Consider the following 17827-nt stretch of genomic DNA (forward strand, 5'->3'; position numbering starts at 1 on the left):
CGTTCAACCAGAATGCCGACGGCCAGCTCGTGACGATCGACGGCTATACCGTCGTCCCCAACATCGTCTTCCCGGCGGATGTCAGCGAGACCGTCATCAGCCGCACCGGCCAGGTGAGCGTGCGTGTCGGCAACGAGACCGAGTTCCAGGAGATCGGCCAGCTCACGGTCGCCAACTTCGTCAACGAAGCCGGCCTGCAGCCGCTCGGCGACAACCTCTTCGCACAGACGGCCGCATCCGGCGACCCGATCGTGGCCGTACCGGAAGACCCCGGCTTCGGTTACATCAAGCAGGGCTATCTCGAAGCTTCGAACGTCGATGCGGTCAAGGAGATCACAGATCTGATCTCGGCCCAGCGCGCCTATGAGATGAACCCCAAGGTCATCCCCACCGCCGATGAGATGGCGCAGATCGTCAGCAAGAACCTGAAGTAAGCAGGAGACGGGCAGACATGATGTTTCGCCGGATGAACAGGATTGGAGGCAGGCTCGCCCTGCCGCTCTTGGCCGCCTTGCTCGCTCTTGCCGGCCGGCCGGCTTTTGCAGACATGGGCTTTGCGGTGGTGCCGACCCAGACCATCTATCCCGGCGAGGTGATCTCCGCCGCGCGGGTCGAGGAGGTCGAGGTCACCAATCCCAATCTTACCGGCGATTATGCCCGTTCCACCGGCGAAGTTGTCGGAATGGTGAGCAAACGCACGCTGCTGCCCGGCCGCATCGTCCTCGTTTCGGCGCTGCGCGCGCCCTATGCGGTAACCCGCGGTTCCGCCGTGCGGCTGACCTTCGCGATCGGCCAGCTTGCGATTTCCGCCGGCGGTTCGCCGCTGGAGGATGGCGCGGTCGGGGATGTGATCCGGGTGCGCAACACCGATTCCGGCATCACGGTAAGCGGCACGGTAATGGCCGACGGCACGATACAGGTGATGGCGAAATGAGATCTTCCCGCTTCCTTGCTGCACTCGCCGTTCTTGGAGCGCTTCTCGGCGTCCAGGCGGAGCCCGTGCAGGCACAATCGGCACGCATCAAGGATATCGCTTCGCTGCAATCGGGCCGGGACAATCAGTTGATCGGCTACGGCCTGGTCGTCGGCCTGCAGGGGTCCGGCGACAGCCTGCGCTCCTCGCCCTTCACCGAACAATCCATGCGGGCGATGCTTCAGAACCTCGGCATCTCCACGCAGGGCGGGCAATCGAACGCCAAGAACACGGCGGCTGTCATGGTGACGGCGAACCTTCCGCCCTTCGCCAGTCCCGGCAGCCGTATCGATGTGACGGTGAGCTCGCTCGGCGATGCCACGTCGCTGCGCGGCGGCACGCTCATCATGACCTCGCTTTCCGGCGCGGACGGGTTGATCTACGCGGTGGCTCAAGGGGCCGTCATCGTCTCTGGCTTTACCGCCCAAGGGGACGCCGCGACGCTGACGGAAGGTATCACTACCGCGGGCCGCGTTCCCAATGGCGCCATCATCGAGCGCGAGCTGCCGTCGAGCTTCAAGGACTCGGTCAATCTGGTCCTGCAGCTCCGCAATCCGGATTTCTCGACCGCCGTCCGGGTGGCCGATACCGTCAATGCCTTTGCCAGCCGCCGCTATGGCGGGCCGATCGCCGAGCCGCGCGACAATCAGGAAGTGATCGTGCAGAAGCCGAAGATCGCCGACCTGACGCGGCTGATGGCGGAGATCGAGAACCTCGTGGTCGAGACCGACAGCCCGGCCAGGGTGGTCATCAACGAGCGCACCGGCACCATCGTCATCGGGGCGGACGTCCGCGTTGCCCGCGTCGCCGTCAGCTACGGCACGCTGACGGTTCAGGTGACCGAGACGCCGCAGGTGATCCAGCCCGAGCCCTTCTCGCGCGGACAGACGGCAATGCAGCCGCAGACGGATATCATGGCGATGAAGGACGGCGGCCAGGTTGCGATCCTGGAAGGGCCCGATCTTCGAACGCTGGTCTCCGGCCTCAACAATATCGGCGTCAAGCCCGACGGCATCATCGCCATCCTGCAGGGCATCAAGTCCGCCGGCGCCCTTCACGCGGAGCTCGTGCTGCAATGACCGACACGCCTCTTCTGACCGTTTCCGTCTCCAGGAGGGCCGCGCAGCGGCTCCTTCTTCTCGGCGCGATGCTGATGCTGGTGCCGCAGGTCAACGCGCAGCAGCCGGCGGTCGTCTCGGAACTCTCGACTGCCGACGAGATCCAGAAATTCTGCACCAACATCGCGGATGCGGCGCGCGATCAGCGCTACCTGATGCAGAAGCAGGAGCTTGAAAAGCTGCAGGCGGATGTGGATGCGCGCATAGCCACGCTCGAGAACCGGCGTACCGAATACGAGGATTGGCTGAAACGGCGCAACGACTTCCTGAGGCAAGCGGAGTCCGGTCTCGTCGATATCTTCAAGACGATGAAGGCCGATGCCGCCGCACCGCAGCTCGAGCAGATGAATGTCGAGGTCGCCGCGGCGATCATAATGAAGCTTCCCGCGCGCCAGTCCGGGCTCGTCCTTAGCGAAATGGACCCGCACAAGGCTGGCATGATCGCGACGATCATCTCCAGCGCTTCAGACCCCAATACTTCGAAAGAACCCTCATGACGAAGCGCGTTCCCGCCCTTATGGCTGTACTCCTGCTTGCCGGCTGCCAGAGCCAGACCATGCGGGAGATCGGCAATGCCCCCGCGATGAGCCCGATCGGCAGCGGCCTGCAATACGCCCAGACGCCGCAGATGGCTTCCTACCCGAAGCAGCCGCGCCAGCTCGCGAGCGGCTATTCGCTCTGGAGCGACAGCCAGGCGGCGCTCTTCAAGGATGCCCGCGCGCTGAATGTCGGCGATATCCTGACGGTGGATATCCAGATCAACGACCGCGCGTCCTTCGACAACGAGACGGAGCGCAAGCGGACCAACGCCACCAGCCTCGGCTGGGGAGCGAATGTCAGCAACCTGTTCGGCTGGACGCCGGAAGCGGGCACGACGGGTGATCTCGGCACGGATTCCAGCTCGGATTCCCACGGCAAGGGTTCAACCGAGCGCGCCGAGCGGCTGAAGCTCCTGGTCGCGGCGGTGGTCACCGGCATCCTGGAAAACGGCAACCTGCTCATCAGCGGTTCGCAGGAAGTGCGCGTGAACCATGAAATCCGTATTCTCAACGTCGCCGGCATCGTGCGGCCGCAGGATGTCAATGCGGACAACATGATCTCCTACGACAAGATCGCCGAGGCCCGCATCTCCTATGGCGGCCGCGGACGCCTGACGGAGATTCAGCAGCCGCCGGTCGGCCAGCAGGTCGTGGACCTGTTCTCGCCGTTCTGAACGGAAGGCGCATTGCAGCGGTTTGAAGGTTGAAGACCATGGCGGAAGAAGCGATATCCGGCGGTTCGAACGAGACGGGCAGGAGCCCGCTCGTCATGATGATCGCCGGCCTGGCGGTCCTGACCCTTGTAGGCGCTGGCGGGGGCTGGCTGGTCGGGGGCCTGATCGCGCCGGCGCTGCCAGAAGCTGCAGCACCTTCTCCCCAGACCGCTGCGGGGGGGCAGGCTGCCGAGGGCAATGCCGGCATCCCGCACCTCTCGGCCGAGGCGAACGGCATTGTCGCGCTCGATCCGATCACCACCAACCTGGCCTATCCTGCCGAAAACTGGATCAGGCTTGAAGTGGCGTTGGCCTTCAAGGGACCGCCGGAGGCCGCGCTCGCGGAAGTCATTCACCAGGATATTCTGGCTTATCTGCGCACCGTTTCCCTGCAGCAGATAGAGGGTCCGCGGGGCTTCCAATACCTCAAGGACGACATCCAGGAGCGAGTCGATCTGCGCTCGCAGGGCAAGATCACGAAGGTTCTTTTCCGGACCTTCGTAATAGAGTGACCGGTCCGTCCTCAACCGCAGGCAGAAGGCCGGCATCTTCCTGTTCAAGACCTCCGCGCAGAGGCCTTATTCGGTTGACCACGCTTCCCGGCGGTGTCTATCGAGGAAGGGTGTCCAGGACCTTCGTGACCGCATGATTCGGCTGATTTCTCTGATTGCCGCCTTTTTGGCGGTCCCCGGGTTCGCGTTTGCGCAGCAATCGCCGGCCGACCTCCTCAATTTGCCGATCGACGGGTCCGCCGCGGCCTGGATCATCCGCACCTTCGGGCTCCTGACGGTGCTTTCCGTCGCTCCCGGCATTCTGGTGATGGTGACGAGCTTTCCGCGCTTCGTGATCGCCTTTTCGATCCTGCGCACGGGAATGGGGCTCGCGAGCGCTCCTTCCAACATGATCCTGATCTCGATGGCGCTGTTCATGACCTTTTACGTCATGGCGCCGACCTTCGACCGGGCCTGGGACGAGGGCGTGCAGCCGCTGCTGCAGAACCAGATCCAGGAGGCGGAGGCCGTGCAGCGGATCGCCGAACCCTTCCGAACCTTCATGAGCGCCAACACGCGGGACAAGGATCTTGCGCTTTTCGTGGAACTTGCTCGCGAGCGCGGCCAGAGCGTCGGAACGCCGGAAGCCGTCGATTACCGCGTGCTGGTTCCGGCCTTCATGCTCTCGGAAATCCGGCGCGGCTTCGAGATAGGTTTCCTGATCATCCTGCCCTTCCTCGTCATCGATCTGATCGTCGCCGCCATCACCATGGCCATGGGCATGATGATGCTGCCGCCGACCTCGATCTCGTTGCCTTTCAAGATACTTTTCTTCGTGCTGATCGACGGCTGGAACCTGCTCGTCGGCAGCCTGGTGCGGTCGTTCAGCTAACCGTTAACCATGCCTGCTTACCGGGCGTTCACCATAGCTTTAGTCATCACCTGAGCCCTGCTCGGATTTAAAGAAGTTGGCAAGAATTGGCTGCCAGTTTCTCCCTCACACGACGGGGTTGGTAGCCAAGATGCGGCACCGAATGGCATGAAGCCGGGCTGTCGTGACCGGTAATTTTCATTCAGTCCGGTATGTCCCCATCCAGTATCTCGTTCAAAGGGACAACAAAATCATGGCTAGCATTCTCACCAATGCCGCTTCTATGGCAGCTCTCCAGACGCTGCGCACCATTTCCAACGACATGGCGACCACCCAGGACCGTATCTCCACCGGCCTCAAGGTCGGCGCGGCATCGGATAACGCCGCCTACTGGTCGATCGCGACCACGATGCGTTCCGACAACGCTGCTCTTTCTTCCGTTCAGGACGCTCTCGGCCTCGGCGCCGCGAAGGTCGATACGGCTTATGCCGGTATGGAATCGGCAATTGATGTCGTAAAAGAAATCAAGAACAAGCTGATCACCGCAATGGAGCCGACGGCTGACAAGGCCAAAATCCAGGAGGAAGTTACGCAGCTGCAGGAGCAGCTTAAATCGATTGCCGATTCTGCCAGCTTTAGTGGCGAAAATTGGCTGCAGGGTAAGGTCACACTTAACGGTGCGGCGCTGACTGATGCTGCGGAAATTGCCGCAACTAATAAGCAGGTGGTTGGCTCCTTCACGCGCACTTCCAGCGGTGTTTCCGTTTCCACGATCGACTACAAGTTAAGCACATCCAACGTTCTCTTTGACTCGGGTCTAACTGCTGATGGCACTGCCGGTGCCGGCGGTCTTCTCGACAAGGCTGCAAAGGCTACCGTTCTTAAGTCGTCGGTATCGAATCTCGATATCACGGACTTGTCCATTTACAAGGGCGGTACGACCGCTGCTGTAGATGCTGACGCGCTTGTTGCAGCGGATGCAACGGATAAGGACGCTCTTGAAGCACTCCTCAAGCACGTCGATACGCAGCTGGAAGCAATGGGAAGCGCAGCTTCCGAGCTTGGTTCCATCTCGAAGCGCATCTCGATGCAGGAAGACTTCGCTAGCAAGCTCTCCGATACGATGGAACGTGGCATTGGTCGTCTCGTCGACGCCGACATGAACGAAGAGTCGACCAAGCTGAAGGCTCTGCAGACTCAGCAGCAGCTCGCCATCCAGGCTCTGTCGATCGCAAACAGCGACTCGCAGAACATCCTGTCGCTCTTCCGTTAATAGGAAGTCCGGTTCGCGGCCTTGGCTGCGAACCGTTTCCAAGCTTATCGAGCCGCATCCGGAAACGGGTGCGGCTTTTGTCATTTCTTAAGCTTTTTCGGTTACGCGCGCGTGCACGCGATGGCTGCAAAATAAAATTCAAGGCTGTGCCGATTTTCGTTTCCGTTTAGCTCTTCATTAACCAAGGCAAGGTTACGTAAAGCCCATCGAAACGGCGAGTTAACCTTGTTTATTAATAGGTTGGCAAGCATGACGCTGACCGCCGTTCGCCGGTGAATACCGGAATGTCCCTTCTTAATCAGCCACTAAGGGGCAAATCTACCATGACGAGCATTCTCACCAATATCGCAGCGCAGTCCGCACTCCAGACGCTCCGCACCATCGGCCAGAGCATGGAGCAGACCCAGGGCCGCGTCTCCTCCGGCCTGCGTGTCGGCTCAGCGTCGGACAACGCCGCCTACTGGTCGATCGCGACCACCATGCGTTCGGATAATGGCGCTCTCTCCGCTGTTCAGGATGCACTTGGCCTCGGTTCCGCCAAGGTCGATACCGCCTATGCCGGTATGGAAAGCGCGATCGACGTCGTAAAGGAAATCAAGAATAAGCTGGTTGCTTCCCGTGAAGCTGGCGTCGACCGGGCGAAGATTCAGGAAGAAATCGATCAGCTGCAGGATCAGTTGAAGTCGATCACCGACTCGGCTTCCTTCTCGGGCGAGAACTGGCTGAAAGGCGCCATCGGCCAGGCCTCTGCAACTGCAGGCAACCTCGCCACCGATGTAACCGTTAATAAGCAGATTGTCGGGTCGTTCACGCGCGACAGCGCCGGAAATGTCAAGGTTCAGACGATCAATATCGCCCTGAACAGCTCGAACGTTCTGATCGACTCGAGTGGCAATGGCAAAGGCATCCTTGATTCCGCAGCCTTGAAAGCTAACGTTGCCCAGTGGACCGACGGCGCCTTCTACACCGCCACAACGAGCTTGGGCGCAACTTTTTCCGAAGGCGCCAACGGCGTTTGGAGCGATGGTGCCGATTATTACAAGCAGGTTGACGAGGGTAAGTGGCTTCAGGTCACTACCGCAGCGGGAACAGCCCTTGCGGGCGCTCCTACTCCATTGGTCACGACTGCTGGTGTCTATGCCGGCGGCACCTCGATCCTCGATCTCGACATTACAAAGCTTGATGCTGCAAGAACCGCGTTCAGCATGGCCGGCGCTTCCGATGAAGCTGTTCTCGACAAGCTCATCTCTCATGTCGATGCTCAGCTTGAGGCGGCCATCAGCGCGGCAGCAGACCTTGGCTCCGTTGCCATGCGTCTTGACCTGCAGGAAGATTTCGTCGCCAAGTTGACGGATTCCCTTGATAGCGGCATCGGCCGCCTCGTCGACGCCGACATGAACGAAGAGTCCACCCGCCTGAAGGCCCTGCAGACGCAGCAGCAGCTCGGCATCCAGGCTCTCTCGATCGCCAACACCTCTTCGGAAAACATTCTCACGCTCTTCCGTTAATCGGAACGGATCTTTCCGCAGAAAATCGAACCGCGCCTTCGGGCGCGGTTTTTGCGTTTTCCGATGCGGCTCCGCGAGGCGAGAGAAATGTTCACTCACTGTTAATTTCGGTAAACCGCCGTTTAACCTTTGTTAACCATCCTTACCCTAGAAGGGGTCATCGAAAGGATGGGTTAACCAAGACGAAGCAAAGGTTAACAGGCATCAGGCCGCGCCATCCTCTCCGGCGAATTCCGGAATGTCCCTCTTCAGTTCAGCCAAGCTAGGGGCACGTGATGACCAGCATTCTGACGAATACCGCAGCCATGGCTGCCCTCCAGACCCTCCGCGCGATCGATTCCAAGATGGAAGAGACCCAAGCCAGGGTTTCCTCCGGCCTGCGGGTCGGCACCGCCGCTGACAACGCCGCCTATTGGTCGATCGCAACTACCATGCGTTCTGATAACGGCGCGCTCTCTTCTGTTCAGGATGCCCTCGGTCTCGGCGCTGCCAAGGTGGATACGGCCTACGCCGCGATGGAAAGCGCGGTCGATGTGGTAACCGAGATCAAGAACAAGCTCGTCGCATCCCGTGAAGCCGGCGTAGACAAGGCAAAAATTCAGGAAGAGATTGTCCAGCTTCAGGATCAGTTGAGGAGCATCGCGGAATCCGCTTCTTTCTCCGGTGAGAACTGGCTGCAAGCGGCGATCAGCGATGGCGCAGGCAACCTGACCGATGTCATCAAGCAAGTGGTCGGCTCTTTCACACGTGACGCGAGTGGGAGCGTTGCGGTCAAGACGATAGACATTCCCCTGAACCGCAGCACGGTACTTTTCGATACTGCCGGTAATGCGGGCATTCTCGATCAAGTGGCATACTATTCCGACACCGGCGTGACCAAGGCGTTCGAGATTACCACAGGCGCTCCTCCGGTGACGAAGGTGCAGGTGGCCAAGGTGTTCACGGAGGCGCAGCTTCGAGCATTGCCCGAGCAAACTGCGGGCACCCCTGTCACTTTTAATGCGGACGCTACGACTGGTTTGGTGACCGTTGCCAACTCCACTACGGCTGCGAATACAAATGGCGTGTACTTTAAGATAGGGGATGATCAATACGTCAAAGTTACAGCAGCGACGGCTGACAACGGCGGTGCAACAGCTGCGCAAACCGCTGCACAAGCGACGGGTACTTCCGCGATCGGCAGGACGGCCGATGGCGTGAATGTTTATTTGGAAACCGGAGCCAGCGGTCAGCTCGCCACGCCTCTGACTTACTCGGTTTCTGACCTCGACATAACCAAACACCTGACGCTGAACGGTCTCACCGAGAGCGAAGGTCTCGACGCGATGATCCAGTTTGTGGAAACGCAGCTGCAGGCAATCACGAGTGCAACCGCTGGCCTTGGTTCGGTTTCCATGCGTATCGGTCTGCAGGAAGACTTCGTCTCCAAGCTGACCGACTCGATCGACAGCGGTATCGGCCGCCTGGTCGATGCCGACATGAACGAGGAATCGACCCGTCTCAAGGCGCTGCAAACCCAGCAGCAGCTCGCGATCCAGTCGCTCTCCATCGCCAACACCAATTCGGAGAACATTCTGTCGCTCTTCCGCCAGTAAGCGGCGCCCGGGTCAGGGCTGGCTTGGCCTAGGGCGGTTTCGTCCCGCTTCGGCACGACATGAATTTCCCGAAAGAAGACCGCGTCTCCAAGGAGGCGCGGTTTTTCCGTTTCGGCGAGGCTTGCGCGAAACCTGCGGGGGCGTCGCGGCCCTTCGTTTGGTGTCTTGCAATTGGCGGTTACCCTTTGTTAACTGCGCTCTTAACGATTTGTTAAGAACGACAGGCCGCCCGACCGTTTGAGTGAAGGGCAGGTAAGCATGATGCCCCTCGTCGTTGCCGGTAACCGACTCCGGATTTTCTCGAGTTTCCGACCAGGGGCGACTGCCATGACGAGTATCCTTACCAATGCCGCGGCCATGGCCGCGTTGCAGACGCTGCGCGCCATCGACCGCAATATGGAGACCACCCAGGCTCGAGTTTCCTCCGGCCTTCGGGTGGAAACGGCGGCCGATAACGCGGCCTATTGGTCGATTGCGACCACCATGCGGTCCGACAACTCGGCGCTTTCGACGGTGCAGGATGCGCTCGGCCTCGGCGCCGCCAAGGTCGATACCGCCTATGCCGCAATGGAAAGCGCGATCGAGACGGTCACCGAGATCAAGACCAAGCTCGTTGCCGCCTACGGTGTCGGCGCCAACCGCGGAAAGATTCAGGAAGAGATCGCCCAGCTCCAGGAGCAATTGAAGAGCATTGCGGAATCCGCGACCTTTTCGGGCGAGAACTGGCTGCAGGACAAGATCAGCATCCCTGCAACGCCGCCCGCCACGGGAGTAATCGAAGCGCCGGTTATCAAGCAGGTCGTTGCCTCCTTCACGCGAACGGCGACGGGCGAAGTGACCGTCCAGACGGTCGATTATTCCCTGGATAGCAAAACCGTTCTTTTTGATCTGAGCGGCGGAAAGCTCGGTATTCTTGACAAAGAAGCAAAGCTCACGCCAACCTCGACCGCGACTTTGGGCTTCTCCGTTTTCACGCTCGACATTACCAAACTTTCGAATGTCGCGACGACCATGAATGGAGAGCAGGCGGGCTCCGCGCCCACAGACGAAGCCGTGCTCGATATGATGGCGCGCTTCGTCGACGGGCAGCTTCTGGCAATGACGAGCGCGGCCTCCAGTCTCGGCTCCATCCAGAGCCGCATCGATCTGCAGGAAGATTTCATCGCCTCGCTGATCGATGTCATCGACAAGGGCGTGGGCCGCCTGGTGGATGCCGATATGAACGAGGAATCGACCAGGCTCAAGGCGCTGCAGACGCAGCAGCAGCTCGGCATCCAGTCGCTCTCGATCGCCAACACCAATGCGGAGAACATTCTCCAGCTCTTCCGCCAGTAGCAGTAGCCGGTTCCGATCGGGCTGAACGGAGAATGAGGATGGCGGACCGTCCTCCTCCGCTTGAGCGCGGAAACAGCGGCTGGCGGGTTGCGGTGCGGCATCGTCATCATCCTCGCACAAGTTTGACTGCCTACCGTCTGCCACTGTCCGCCAGCTGTTTCGGCGGCCCGTGATGAATTCTGCAGGATGAAGCAGGCAGGGAATTTGCGATGACCGCTTCGATAGCGCGCTACTTGAAGGATTTCGGCGAGCCGCAGCCGGCTGTCCCGCCGGTCCTCGGCGACGATTTCGGCGCCGGCTTTCAGGGCGGGATCGAAGACTTTCCGGCGATGGTCGACGAGCCGATGGATATCGAGGCCGAGCGAGCGGAAGCCTATGCTAAGGGGCATGCGGCGGCATCGGAGGAATTGCAGCGGCAATGGGCGGAGGAGCGCGGAGAGCTTCTCGCCGCTCATGCCGCGGAACTGGATGCGCTCCGGGAGCGGTACGAGGTTCAAGCCGTTGCGATGATCGAGGCCAGGTTCCAGGAGGTCGCAACCGCCACCGCCGAGGCGGTGAGCGACCAGACCGCGAAGATTTTGGCGCCGCTTCTGGAGGAAGTGCTGGCTGCCAAGGCGGTCGCTGATATGGCGGGCCTCATTCGTGCGGCTGTTCTGGAAGGCGATGTCGGCACCCTGACTGTCAGGGGACCGGCGCACATGTACGAAAAACTGCAATCGGCGCTCGGCGGCGAAACGCCGCTCCTGCGCCACGTCGAAGCTCCCGATCTCGATATCGCGGTCGATATCGGCGAAACGGTTCTCGTGACCCGGATGTCGGCCTGGGCGGCGAGCTTGAGGAAAGTGCTGGGATGAGCGAAGGCGAAAATCACCACCACGGCAAGAACGCGGTCATCATCGTCAAACGCCAGAAAAGCAGCGATGAGGGGCATCATGGCGGTGCCTGGAAGATCGCTTATGCTGATTTCATGACCGCCATGATGGCCTTCTTTCTCGTCATGTGGCTGGTCAACGCCGCTAACGAGGAGACTAAGGCCTCGATGGCGAGCTACTTCAATCCGATCAAGCTTTCGGATGAAACGCCCGCCGAAAAGGGGCTGGAAAAGCCGGTGGACCGGGCGGAAGGCCGCGAAACCGACGAGCGTTCGCGGATCAAGGACGACGGAGATGTCATCGGCTCGGCGGCGGCGACCGGTGAGGACATGACATCCACCTCGGGTGACGAGCCCAATTATTCGGAGGCGGATTTCTTCGAGAATCCTTATTCGGTTCTTGCCGAAATAGCCCAGGAAGTCGGCCAGCAGGCGAATGTCAGCGCCAAGGGCGAAGGCGGTGCCGCCGATTCCGGCCCGGCAACGGGTGCGGAAGGCGGCGAAGCCTATCGCGATCCGTTCGATCCGGACTTCTGGACGAGACAGGTGCAGGTAACGCGCGCCACCGGACCGGAGCGATCGGAGACCTTCCCGCAGACCGAGCGCCCGACGCCCACCGAAATGCAGACGGCCTTTGCGGCTCCACAGTCTCAGCCGGACGGCGCCCGCATCGATGCCTCGGCGCCGGCGCAACAGCCAGGCGCGGACGTGAAGGAGAATGCCGGGGACAAAAAGTCGGACAAGCCGGTCGAAACGCAAGGCGGTGCGGCGCAGAAGCAGGCCGAAGAGCTGCGCGAGGAAATCGAGCGGCAGATTTCCGGTGTCGCGGGCAAGCTCGCTGAAAGCCTGATCGTGACGCCGACCGAGGGGGGTCTTCTCGTCTCCATTTCGGAGCAGACGGACGCCCCCATGTTCAACATCGGCTCGGCGGTGCCTCGCAGGGAAATGGTGCTGGCGATGGAGAGGATCGGGCAGATTCTTAAAGATCGCGGGGGCGATATCGTCGTGCGTGGACACACCGACGGGCGGCAGTTCAAGGGCACGGAAAACGACAACTGGCGCCTTTCCATGGCGCGCGCCCACAGTGCCTATTACATGCTCGTGAATGGCGGGCTCGCGGAAGATCGCGTCAAGCAGGTCTCCGGCTTTGCCGACAGGCGGCTGCAGGTTACGGATGATCCTCTTGCCGCCGCCAACCGGCGCATCGAGATACTCATACAGGCGGGCGAGGGGTGATGATGGCATCAGCGCCGCTTCGCATCCTGGCCATCGCGACCCTGCTTCTGGGCACGGCCCTGACACGTCCGGTGTTCGCCCAGGATCATGGCGACCTCGCGCCGCATTCGATATTGCGTTCGCTGCAGTTCGTGCAGGATTCCGTGGTGCTCGGCGATCATTCCGCGGGCGAGATGCAGCGGTTCCTCCTCGCCAAGATGGACGAGCGGTTGAGGACGGCCGATCCTTCCGTCTTCGATGACCCGCGCAATGTCGATGCCGCGCTGATCTATGCCATGAGCGGCGGAAACCCCGCCACGCTGGAATATCTCGCCTCGCGCGACGTCGCCGGAAATTTCGACAGCCGCGTGGCGGATGCGCTGCGGAAATATCTGAGCGGCAAGGGAACCCTCGTCGCCAAGAGCATGGGCGCCATGGCCACGGAATACCGGGATCAGAAGATCGGCCCGTATCTGGCGCTTGTCAGCGGCAATGTCTCGGTCGCGAATGACCCCAAGGAAGCCCTGGCGTTCTATGACTGGGCGCGGTTGACGGCGCCCGGAACCATTGTCGAGGAAGCCGCGCTCAGGCGCTCGGTGGCGATCTCCCTGGATGCCGGCCTGGTCGACCAGGGCGTGGCCTATTCCAGGAAATACGCCAGGCGCTTCGTGCATTCGCCCTATGCGAGCCAGTTCGTCGATCTGTTCGTCGACCTCGTCGTCAAGCATTACGGGCAGATCCATGAAGAGGACTTGGACGCGACGGTTGCCTTCATGGATGCCGACCGCCGGCGCGAAGTCTTCCTGCGGATCGCACGTGCAGCCGCGATCGCGGCAAGGAGCGATCTTGCGCGTCTAGCTTCGGAGAGGGCGGAGGCTCTCGCCGGTGCCCCCACCGGGGGATCGGAGGCCTTGGCGCGCCTCTATGGCGGATTGGCGAATATCCCGACGGGCGATGTCGCGGAAGCCATGCGGTCCATTGCCGACATTCCGCAGGAGGATTTGTCGCCGCGCGACAGGGCGCTGCGCGAGGCGGCACGGACGATTGCCGAGCAGATGCTGAACCCGCCCACGCAGGCAAGCCTCGGGCAAGCCATCCCGGTCAACATGAACGGCACAGATGACGCGGGAATATCAGCCGCGCTGCCCGGAGATGAAGTGGCCGGGCCCGCCGCCTCCGGCGAGGTTTCTCCGGATGGCCGCGCTGTAGAAATCGATCCGGAATTTCAGACGTTCGTCGACAGCGGCCGCTCGAAATTGAGCGCTATCGATGATTTGCTGAAGGAGGAGGACCCATGATTACGGACAATGCGGGCCGGACGAGCCCCCTCGATGGCACTTCGGCTGCGAAACCCGAAAAGGGTGGCCGCAACACGGAGGGCGGTTCCGATTTCTCGCTCACCCTTTCCAATCTCGAGCGCAAGGACCCGCAGCAGCGGAATGATGCCGGAACGGGCGAGGGCAGGCCGGCTTCCGTCGAGGAGCGGTTGGGCGCAGCCGGCCAAGGGGAGGATGGCAGAATGAGGCCACTGATCGACCTGAGACCGGATACGCTGCGACGGCAATCGGCAGCCGGCGAGAATGCGTTGCGCGGAACCCCCGTTGGAAACGCCGAAGAAGGCGAGGCGGCCAGAAAATCCGTGGGCAACGGGTTCTCCCTGCCTTCGGTGGCACAAGGGCCGCAGAGCGCGAAGTCGTCGCGGCAGAAGGCTGAGGCGGATGAGGACGCGACTTCCGAAGCGGCGGCGCCGGAAAAACCAGAGACCGATATTCCGCCCACAGCGGTTCTCGCTGACATGCTTTCGCTGCTTGCAGGCGGGGAACATCTGATGGCGGCCGAGGCGGCGGGCCTTGGCATTTCCAGGCCGGGTGGAACGGCGAATGCGACCACGACGCGGCGCGGCTCGATTGCCATGGAGGATGGAGCTGCCGGTGTTGTAGGCCCGCGGCGGGAGAAAGCCCAGGCCGAGACTTCCGAGCTGCTTTCCATGCCCTCTTCCGATCAGGCCGGCGTCGATCGAGACCGGCTGTTCCGCTTCTCGAACGCGCGAGGCGGACAGACCGTCGACATGTCGGTAGCGGGCGGGCGAGGCGAAAAGGCCGCGATAGAATTCAAGAACTCGACCGGAGCTTCGGCCGAAAACATCACCGTTCTGGATTCCCGCCGGTTCCTCGGGCTTGCGCCGAATTCCAACAGCGCGCTGCTGACCTCGGCCCTTTCCGGTGATCCGGAATGGGTAAGCGCCATGCAGCCGAGTTCGGGTCTCTCCGATGTGGCGGGCCACGGCAGCACCGGCGGCGTGGTGAACACGCTGAAGCTTCAGATGAACCCGCATGAGCTGGGTGCGGTTACGGCCACCCTGCGACTGGCGGGAGATGAGCTGAGCGTGCATCTGACGGTGGAGACGCGCGCCGCATATCGCCAGCTCAGCGAGGACAGCGGCGGCATCCTGGATGCCCTGCGCGCCCAGGGCTTTGCCGTCGATCAGGTGACGGTCAGCGTTGTTTCCACCGCCGATACGGATGCGAACAAGGGCCAGCAGAGCGGCGGACAGGCGGGCCAGTCGATGACGGCAAACGGCGAGCGCCAGCAGGATGCGCAGGGCAGGGGACAGGGTCCGGCAAACGAGCGCGGCGCACGCGAAACGACGGGGAATGGGAATGAAGTGGTCTCGGAGAATGCGGCGGCTGGTATCCCTGGCAGCGCTCGCCCTGGCCAGCTTTACCTCTGAGGCCATGGCGTCACCGGGGGCCTGCGAGCGCGAGATCCAGGCCGCTGCGGCAAAATACGGAGTGCCGGAAGGCATCCTCTATTCCGTCGGCCTCACCGAAACGGGACGGAAGGGGAATCTTTCGCCCTTCGCGATGAATGTCGAAGGCAAGGCCTATTTCCCGCCCTCGCGGCAGGAGGCCATGGTGACTTTCGAGACGGCGCGGCGCGATGGCAGGAAGCTCATCGACATCGGCTGCATGCAGATCAACCATCATTTCCACGGCGAAAATTTCTCGTCCGCCGCGGAGATGTTCGACCCGAGACGCAATGTGGAATATGCGGCGAAGTTCCTCCGTAACCTCCATGACAGGCATGAAACCTGGACGATGGCAGTGGCACGTTACCACGCCGGACCGAACAATGACCCCGCGCAGAAGAAATATGTGTGCCGCGTGATCAGCAATCTGGTCGCGACGGGCTACGGAAAGTGGACGCCGAACGCGTCGCATTTTTGTAACAGTTGAGCAACTTTAAATTGAAGTCGCAATATGCGAGACTCGCGATGCGGCATTGCGGCAAGTTTGGGGCAAGATTCAGATGCGCAAGCCCTTTCGCGCGGATTCTTAATTTTTCCACGAAATAATTGTGCCCATTTTGGGAGGGCATACTACATCTAGTGCAAATCGCTCCCAAATGGTTAATCAACTATTAATTTGTTTAGTTAACTTCCCACAGCTTGTCTGGGATTCCTCCGATTCGTACCCATAGACCACCAAGGCACCACAAGTGATTCGGAGGCGGGCGAATGATCGTAGTGGTTGATGAGCGCGAGCTTGTTAAGGACGGATATACTTCTCTTTTCGGACGCGAGGGCATTCCCTCGACGGGGTTCGATCCAAAGGATTTCGGCGAATGGGTGAACACGGCGGCCGATACTGATATCGCCGCCGTCGAGGCGTTCCTGATCGGCCAGGGCGATCGGTCGCTTGACCTGCCGAGGGCCATCCGCGACCGTTCTACGGCGCCGGTGATCGCCGTCAGCGATCAGCCTTCGCTGGAAGCCACGCTCGCCTTCTTTGATAGCGGCGTGGACGACGTGGTCCGCAAACCGGTCCATCCGCGCGAGATTTTGGCCCGCGCCGCGGCGATCCGCCGGCGCATCAAGGCGATCACCAACTACACCGATGTCGGTCCCGTCCGGGTCTTCTCCGACGGCCGCGATCCGGAAATCAATGGCGATGTCTTCCCGCTGCCGCGCCGGGAGCGCCGCATCCTGGAATATCTGGTCGCCAACCGCGGCCGCCGCGTTTCCAAGACCCAGATTTTCAATGCGATCTACGGCATCTTCGACGAGGAAGTCGAAGAGAACGTCGTCGAAAGCCACATCAGCAAGCTGCGCAAGAAGCTGCGCAAGAAGCTCGGTTTCGACCCGGTCGATTCCAAGCGCTTCCTTGGCTACTGCATCGACTGGAGCTGATTTTCAGCAGGGTATTTTTCTTCGGTTTCCGCCGAAGGAAGCGGAAATCAGACAGCCTCACGCAAGGCCCGCCGCATAGCCTCCCGAACATGGGCATAACGAGGATTTGGACATGAGCCTTTACGGAACGATGAGAACCGGTGTCTCCGGCATGAACGCGCAGGCCAACCGCTTGAGCACGGTCGGCGACAATATCGCAAACGCCAGCACGGCGGGCTACAAGCGCGCGTCCACCCAGTTTTCCTCCCTCGTTCTGCCGTCCTCCCAAGGCTCCTACAATTCCGGCGGCGTCAACACGACCGTTCGCTACTCGATCTCCGATCAGGGCACGTTCAGCTACACGACCTCTGCGACCGATCTCGCGATCAACGGTCAGGGCTTCTTCATCGTGCAGGGGTCGGATGGCGTCGAATACCTCACCCGCGCCGGCTCCTTCGTCAAGATGGACGATGGTTCGCTGCTCAATTCCGCCGGCTTCAAGCTGATGGGCTACGAGTATTCCTCCACGGAAGATCCGACGATCGTCATCAACGGTTTCGAGGGATTGACCGAGATCAACCTTTCTGCCGGCGGGCTTGCCGCCACGCCGTCCACCTCAGGAACTCTGAAAGTCAATCTGCCGTCGAACGAAGCGACGGGCTGGTCGAAGTCCACGTCGCTCGTGGCTTACGATAGCCAGGGCAATAGCCGCAAGCTGGACTACACATACAGCAAAACGGGTGACAATGCCTGGAGCGTAAGGGTCGATTACACGGCTCCGGACGGCACGGTGCACAATCTGATGCCGGCGACTGCGCTCACCTTCAACGCGAGCGGCCAGCTTGTGACCCCCGATCCGGCCACGCTGACGACGACCGGCCTGACGATCGGTGGGGCCACTCTCGGCTCGCTTGCGATCGACATTTCCGGCACGACCCAGCTCAACGGGGATTTCAGCGCCGAAGGTAACGTCAATGGCAAAGCTGCAAGCGGCGTGGTCGATTACCAGATCAGCGAGGACGGCGTCGTCTTCCTCAAATATGCGAATGGCGATCTCGTGCCCAAGTACCGCATCGCCATGGCGAATGTTCAGAGCCCGGACATGCTGAAGCCGCTGGCCGGCAACGTCTACAGCCAGAGCAACGATTCCGGCGTCA

Annotated in this window: 18 protein-coding genes; all 18 read left to right on the forward strand. The window is 61.1% G+C overall.

Annotated elements, in window-relative coordinates; all coding sequences use genetic code 11:
- A partial coding sequence (locus YH62_RS28795; protein ID WP_046797754.1) for a flagellar hook-basal body complex protein occupies window positions 1-434 on the forward strand: 434 nt, incomplete at its 5' end.
- 17 nt (window positions 435-451) lie between these two features.
- On the forward strand, window positions 452-934 hold the full coding sequence (gene flgA / locus YH62_RS28800) for a flagellar basal body P-ring formation chaperone FlgA (protein ID WP_046797755.1): 483 nt from the start codon (window positions 452-454) through the stop codon (window positions 932-934).
- Window positions 931-2052: a flagellar basal body P-ring protein FlgI gene (locus YH62_RS28805; protein ID WP_046797756.1), complete on the forward strand. Its 1122-nt coding sequence runs from the start codon at window positions 931-933 to the stop codon at window positions 2050-2052. The genes flgA and YH62_RS28805 overlap by 4 nt, the downstream gene beginning before the upstream one ends.
- Window positions 2053-2120: 68 nt before the next feature.
- Window positions 2121-2588: a MotE family protein gene (locus YH62_RS28810; protein ID WP_245282250.1), complete on the forward strand. Its 468-nt coding sequence runs from the start codon at window positions 2121-2123 to the stop codon at window positions 2586-2588.
- Window positions 2585-3304 carry a flagellar basal body L-ring protein FlgH gene (flgH, locus tag YH62_RS28815; RefSeq protein WP_046797757.1) on the forward strand — a complete coding sequence of 240 codons (720 nt, stop codon included), beginning with the start codon at window positions 2585-2587 and terminating at the stop codon, window positions 3302-3304. Before YH62_RS28810 ends, flgH begins: the two co-directional genes overlap by 4 nt.
- A gap of 38 nt (window positions 3305-3342) precedes the next feature.
- Window positions 3343-3855, forward strand: a complete 513-nt coding sequence (locus tag YH62_RS28820) for a flagellar basal body-associated FliL family protein (protein WP_046797758.1) — start codon at window positions 3343-3345, stop codon at window positions 3853-3855.
- A 133-nt stretch (window positions 3856-3988) separates the two neighbouring features.
- On the forward strand, window positions 3989-4726 hold the full coding sequence (gene fliP, locus YH62_RS28825; RefSeq protein WP_046797759.1) for a flagellar type III secretion system pore protein FliP: 738 nt from the start codon (window positions 3989-3991) through the stop codon (window positions 4724-4726).
- A gap of 232 nt (window positions 4727-4958) precedes the next feature.
- Window positions 4959-5978 carry a flagellin gene (locus YH62_RS28830; RefSeq protein WP_046797760.1) on the forward strand — a complete coding sequence of 340 codons (1020 nt, stop codon included), beginning with the start codon at window positions 4959-4961 and terminating at the stop codon, window positions 5976-5978.
- 323 nt (window positions 5979-6301) lie between these two features.
- On the forward strand, window positions 6302-7486 hold the full coding sequence (locus YH62_RS28835; protein WP_046797761.1) for a flagellin: 1185 nt from the start codon (window positions 6302-6304) through the stop codon (window positions 7484-7486).
- Window positions 7487-7761: 275 nt separating this feature from the next.
- On the forward strand, window positions 7762-9081 hold the full coding sequence (locus YH62_RS28840) for a flagellin (RefSeq protein ID WP_046797762.1): 1320 nt from the start codon (window positions 7762-7764) through the stop codon (window positions 9079-9081).
- 327 nt (window positions 9082-9408) lie between these two features.
- Complete coding sequence (locus tag YH62_RS28845; RefSeq protein WP_046797763.1) at window positions 9409-10416, forward strand: flagellin; 1008 nt, start codon at window positions 9409-9411, stop codon at window positions 10414-10416.
- A 209-nt stretch (window positions 10417-10625) separates the two neighbouring features.
- Window positions 10626-11270, forward strand: coding sequence for an OmpH family outer membrane protein (locus YH62_RS28850; RefSeq protein WP_046797764.1), 645 nt, complete (start codon window positions 10626-10628; stop codon window positions 11268-11270).
- Complete coding sequence (locus YH62_RS28855; protein WP_046797765.1) at window positions 11267-12523, forward strand: MotB family protein; 1257 nt, start codon at window positions 11267-11269, stop codon at window positions 12521-12523. Before YH62_RS28850 ends, YH62_RS28855 begins: the two co-directional genes overlap by 4 nt.
- Window positions 12523-13800 (forward strand): chemotaxis protein MotC, encoded by a 1278-nt coding sequence (gene motC / locus YH62_RS28860; protein ID WP_245282249.1) that lies wholly within the window; start codon window positions 12523-12525, stop codon window positions 13798-13800. Before YH62_RS28855 ends, motC begins: the two co-directional genes overlap by 1 nt.
- On the forward strand, window positions 13797-15233 hold the full coding sequence (locus tag YH62_RS29260) for a flagellar hook-length control protein FliK (protein ID WP_052760565.1): 1437 nt from the start codon (window positions 13797-13799) through the stop codon (window positions 15231-15233). The genes motC and YH62_RS29260 overlap by 4 nt, the downstream gene beginning before the upstream one ends.
- On the forward strand, window positions 15181-15738 hold the full coding sequence (locus YH62_RS28870) for a lytic transglycosylase domain-containing protein (RefSeq protein WP_046797766.1): 558 nt from the start codon (window positions 15181-15183) through the stop codon (window positions 15736-15738). The genes YH62_RS29260 and YH62_RS28870 overlap by 53 nt, the downstream gene beginning before the upstream one ends.
- A gap of 281 nt (window positions 15739-16019) precedes the next feature.
- Entirely contained in the window at window positions 16020-16691 is a 672-nt protein-coding gene (locus YH62_RS28875; protein ID WP_046797767.1) for a winged helix-turn-helix domain-containing protein, read from the forward strand.
- A gap of 112 nt (window positions 16692-16803) precedes the next feature.
- On the forward strand, window positions 16804-17827 hold a 1024-nt coding region (locus YH62_RS28880; protein ID WP_046797768.1), incomplete at its 3' end, for a flagellar hook protein FlgE.

Origin of the sequence: Rhizobium sp. LC145 (assembly GCF_001005825.1) — a bacterium.
Taxonomy (GTDB): Bacteria; Pseudomonadota; Alphaproteobacteria; order Rhizobiales; family Rhizobiaceae; genus Neorhizobium.

Excerpts from the sequence above, each read along its gene's own strand:
- YH62_RS28855 (WP_046797765.1), top strand. The coding sequence starts at position 11,267 with ATGAGCGAAGGCGAAAATCACCACCACGGCAAGAACGCGGTCATCATC.
- YH62_RS28835 (WP_046797761.1), top strand. The coding sequence starts at position 6,302 with ATGACGAGCATTCTCACCAATATCGCAGCGCAGTCCGCACTCCAGACG.
- YH62_RS28830 (WP_046797760.1), top strand. The coding sequence starts at position 4,959 with ATGGCTAGCATTCTCACCAATGCCGCTTCTATGGCAGCTCTCCAGACG.
- YH62_RS28870 (WP_046797766.1), top strand. The coding sequence starts at position 15,181 with ATGCGGCGGCTGGTATCCCTGGCAGCGCTCGCCCTGGCCAGCTTTACC.
- motC (WP_245282249.1), top strand. The coding sequence starts at position 12,523 with ATGATGGCATCAGCGCCGCTTCGCATCCTGGCCATCGCGACCCTGCTT.
- YH62_RS29260 (WP_052760565.1), top strand. The coding sequence starts at position 13,797 with ATGATTACGGACAATGCGGGCCGGACGAGCCCCCTCGATGGCACTTCG.
- YH62_RS28805 (WP_046797756.1), top strand. The coding sequence starts at position 931 with ATGAGATCTTCCCGCTTCCTTGCTGCACTCGCCGTTCTTGGAGCGCTT.
- flgH (WP_046797757.1), top strand. The coding sequence starts at position 2,585 with ATGACGAAGCGCGTTCCCGCCCTTATGGCTGTACTCCTGCTTGCCGGC.
- YH62_RS28850 (WP_046797764.1), top strand. The coding sequence starts at position 10,626 with ATGACCGCTTCGATAGCGCGCTACTTGAAGGATTTCGGCGAGCCGCAG.
- fliP (WP_046797759.1), top strand. The coding sequence starts at position 3,989 with ATGATTCGGCTGATTTCTCTGATTGCCGCCTTTTTGGCGGTCCCCGGG.
- YH62_RS28875 (WP_046797767.1), top strand. The coding sequence starts at position 16,020 with ATGATCGTAGTGGTTGATGAGCGCGAGCTTGTTAAGGACGGATATACT.
- YH62_RS28820 (WP_046797758.1), top strand. The coding sequence starts at position 3,343 with ATGGCGGAAGAAGCGATATCCGGCGGTTCGAACGAGACGGGCAGGAGC.
- flgA (WP_046797755.1), top strand. The coding sequence starts at position 452 with ATGATGTTTCGCCGGATGAACAGGATTGGAGGCAGGCTCGCCCTGCCG.
- YH62_RS28845 (WP_046797763.1), top strand. The coding sequence starts at position 9,409 with ATGACGAGTATCCTTACCAATGCCGCGGCCATGGCCGCGTTGCAGACG.
- YH62_RS28840 (WP_046797762.1), top strand. The coding sequence starts at position 7,762 with ATGACCAGCATTCTGACGAATACCGCAGCCATGGCTGCCCTCCAGACC.
- YH62_RS28810 (WP_245282250.1), top strand. The coding sequence starts at position 2,121 with ATGCTGATGCTGGTGCCGCAGGTCAACGCGCAGCAGCCGGCGGTCGTC.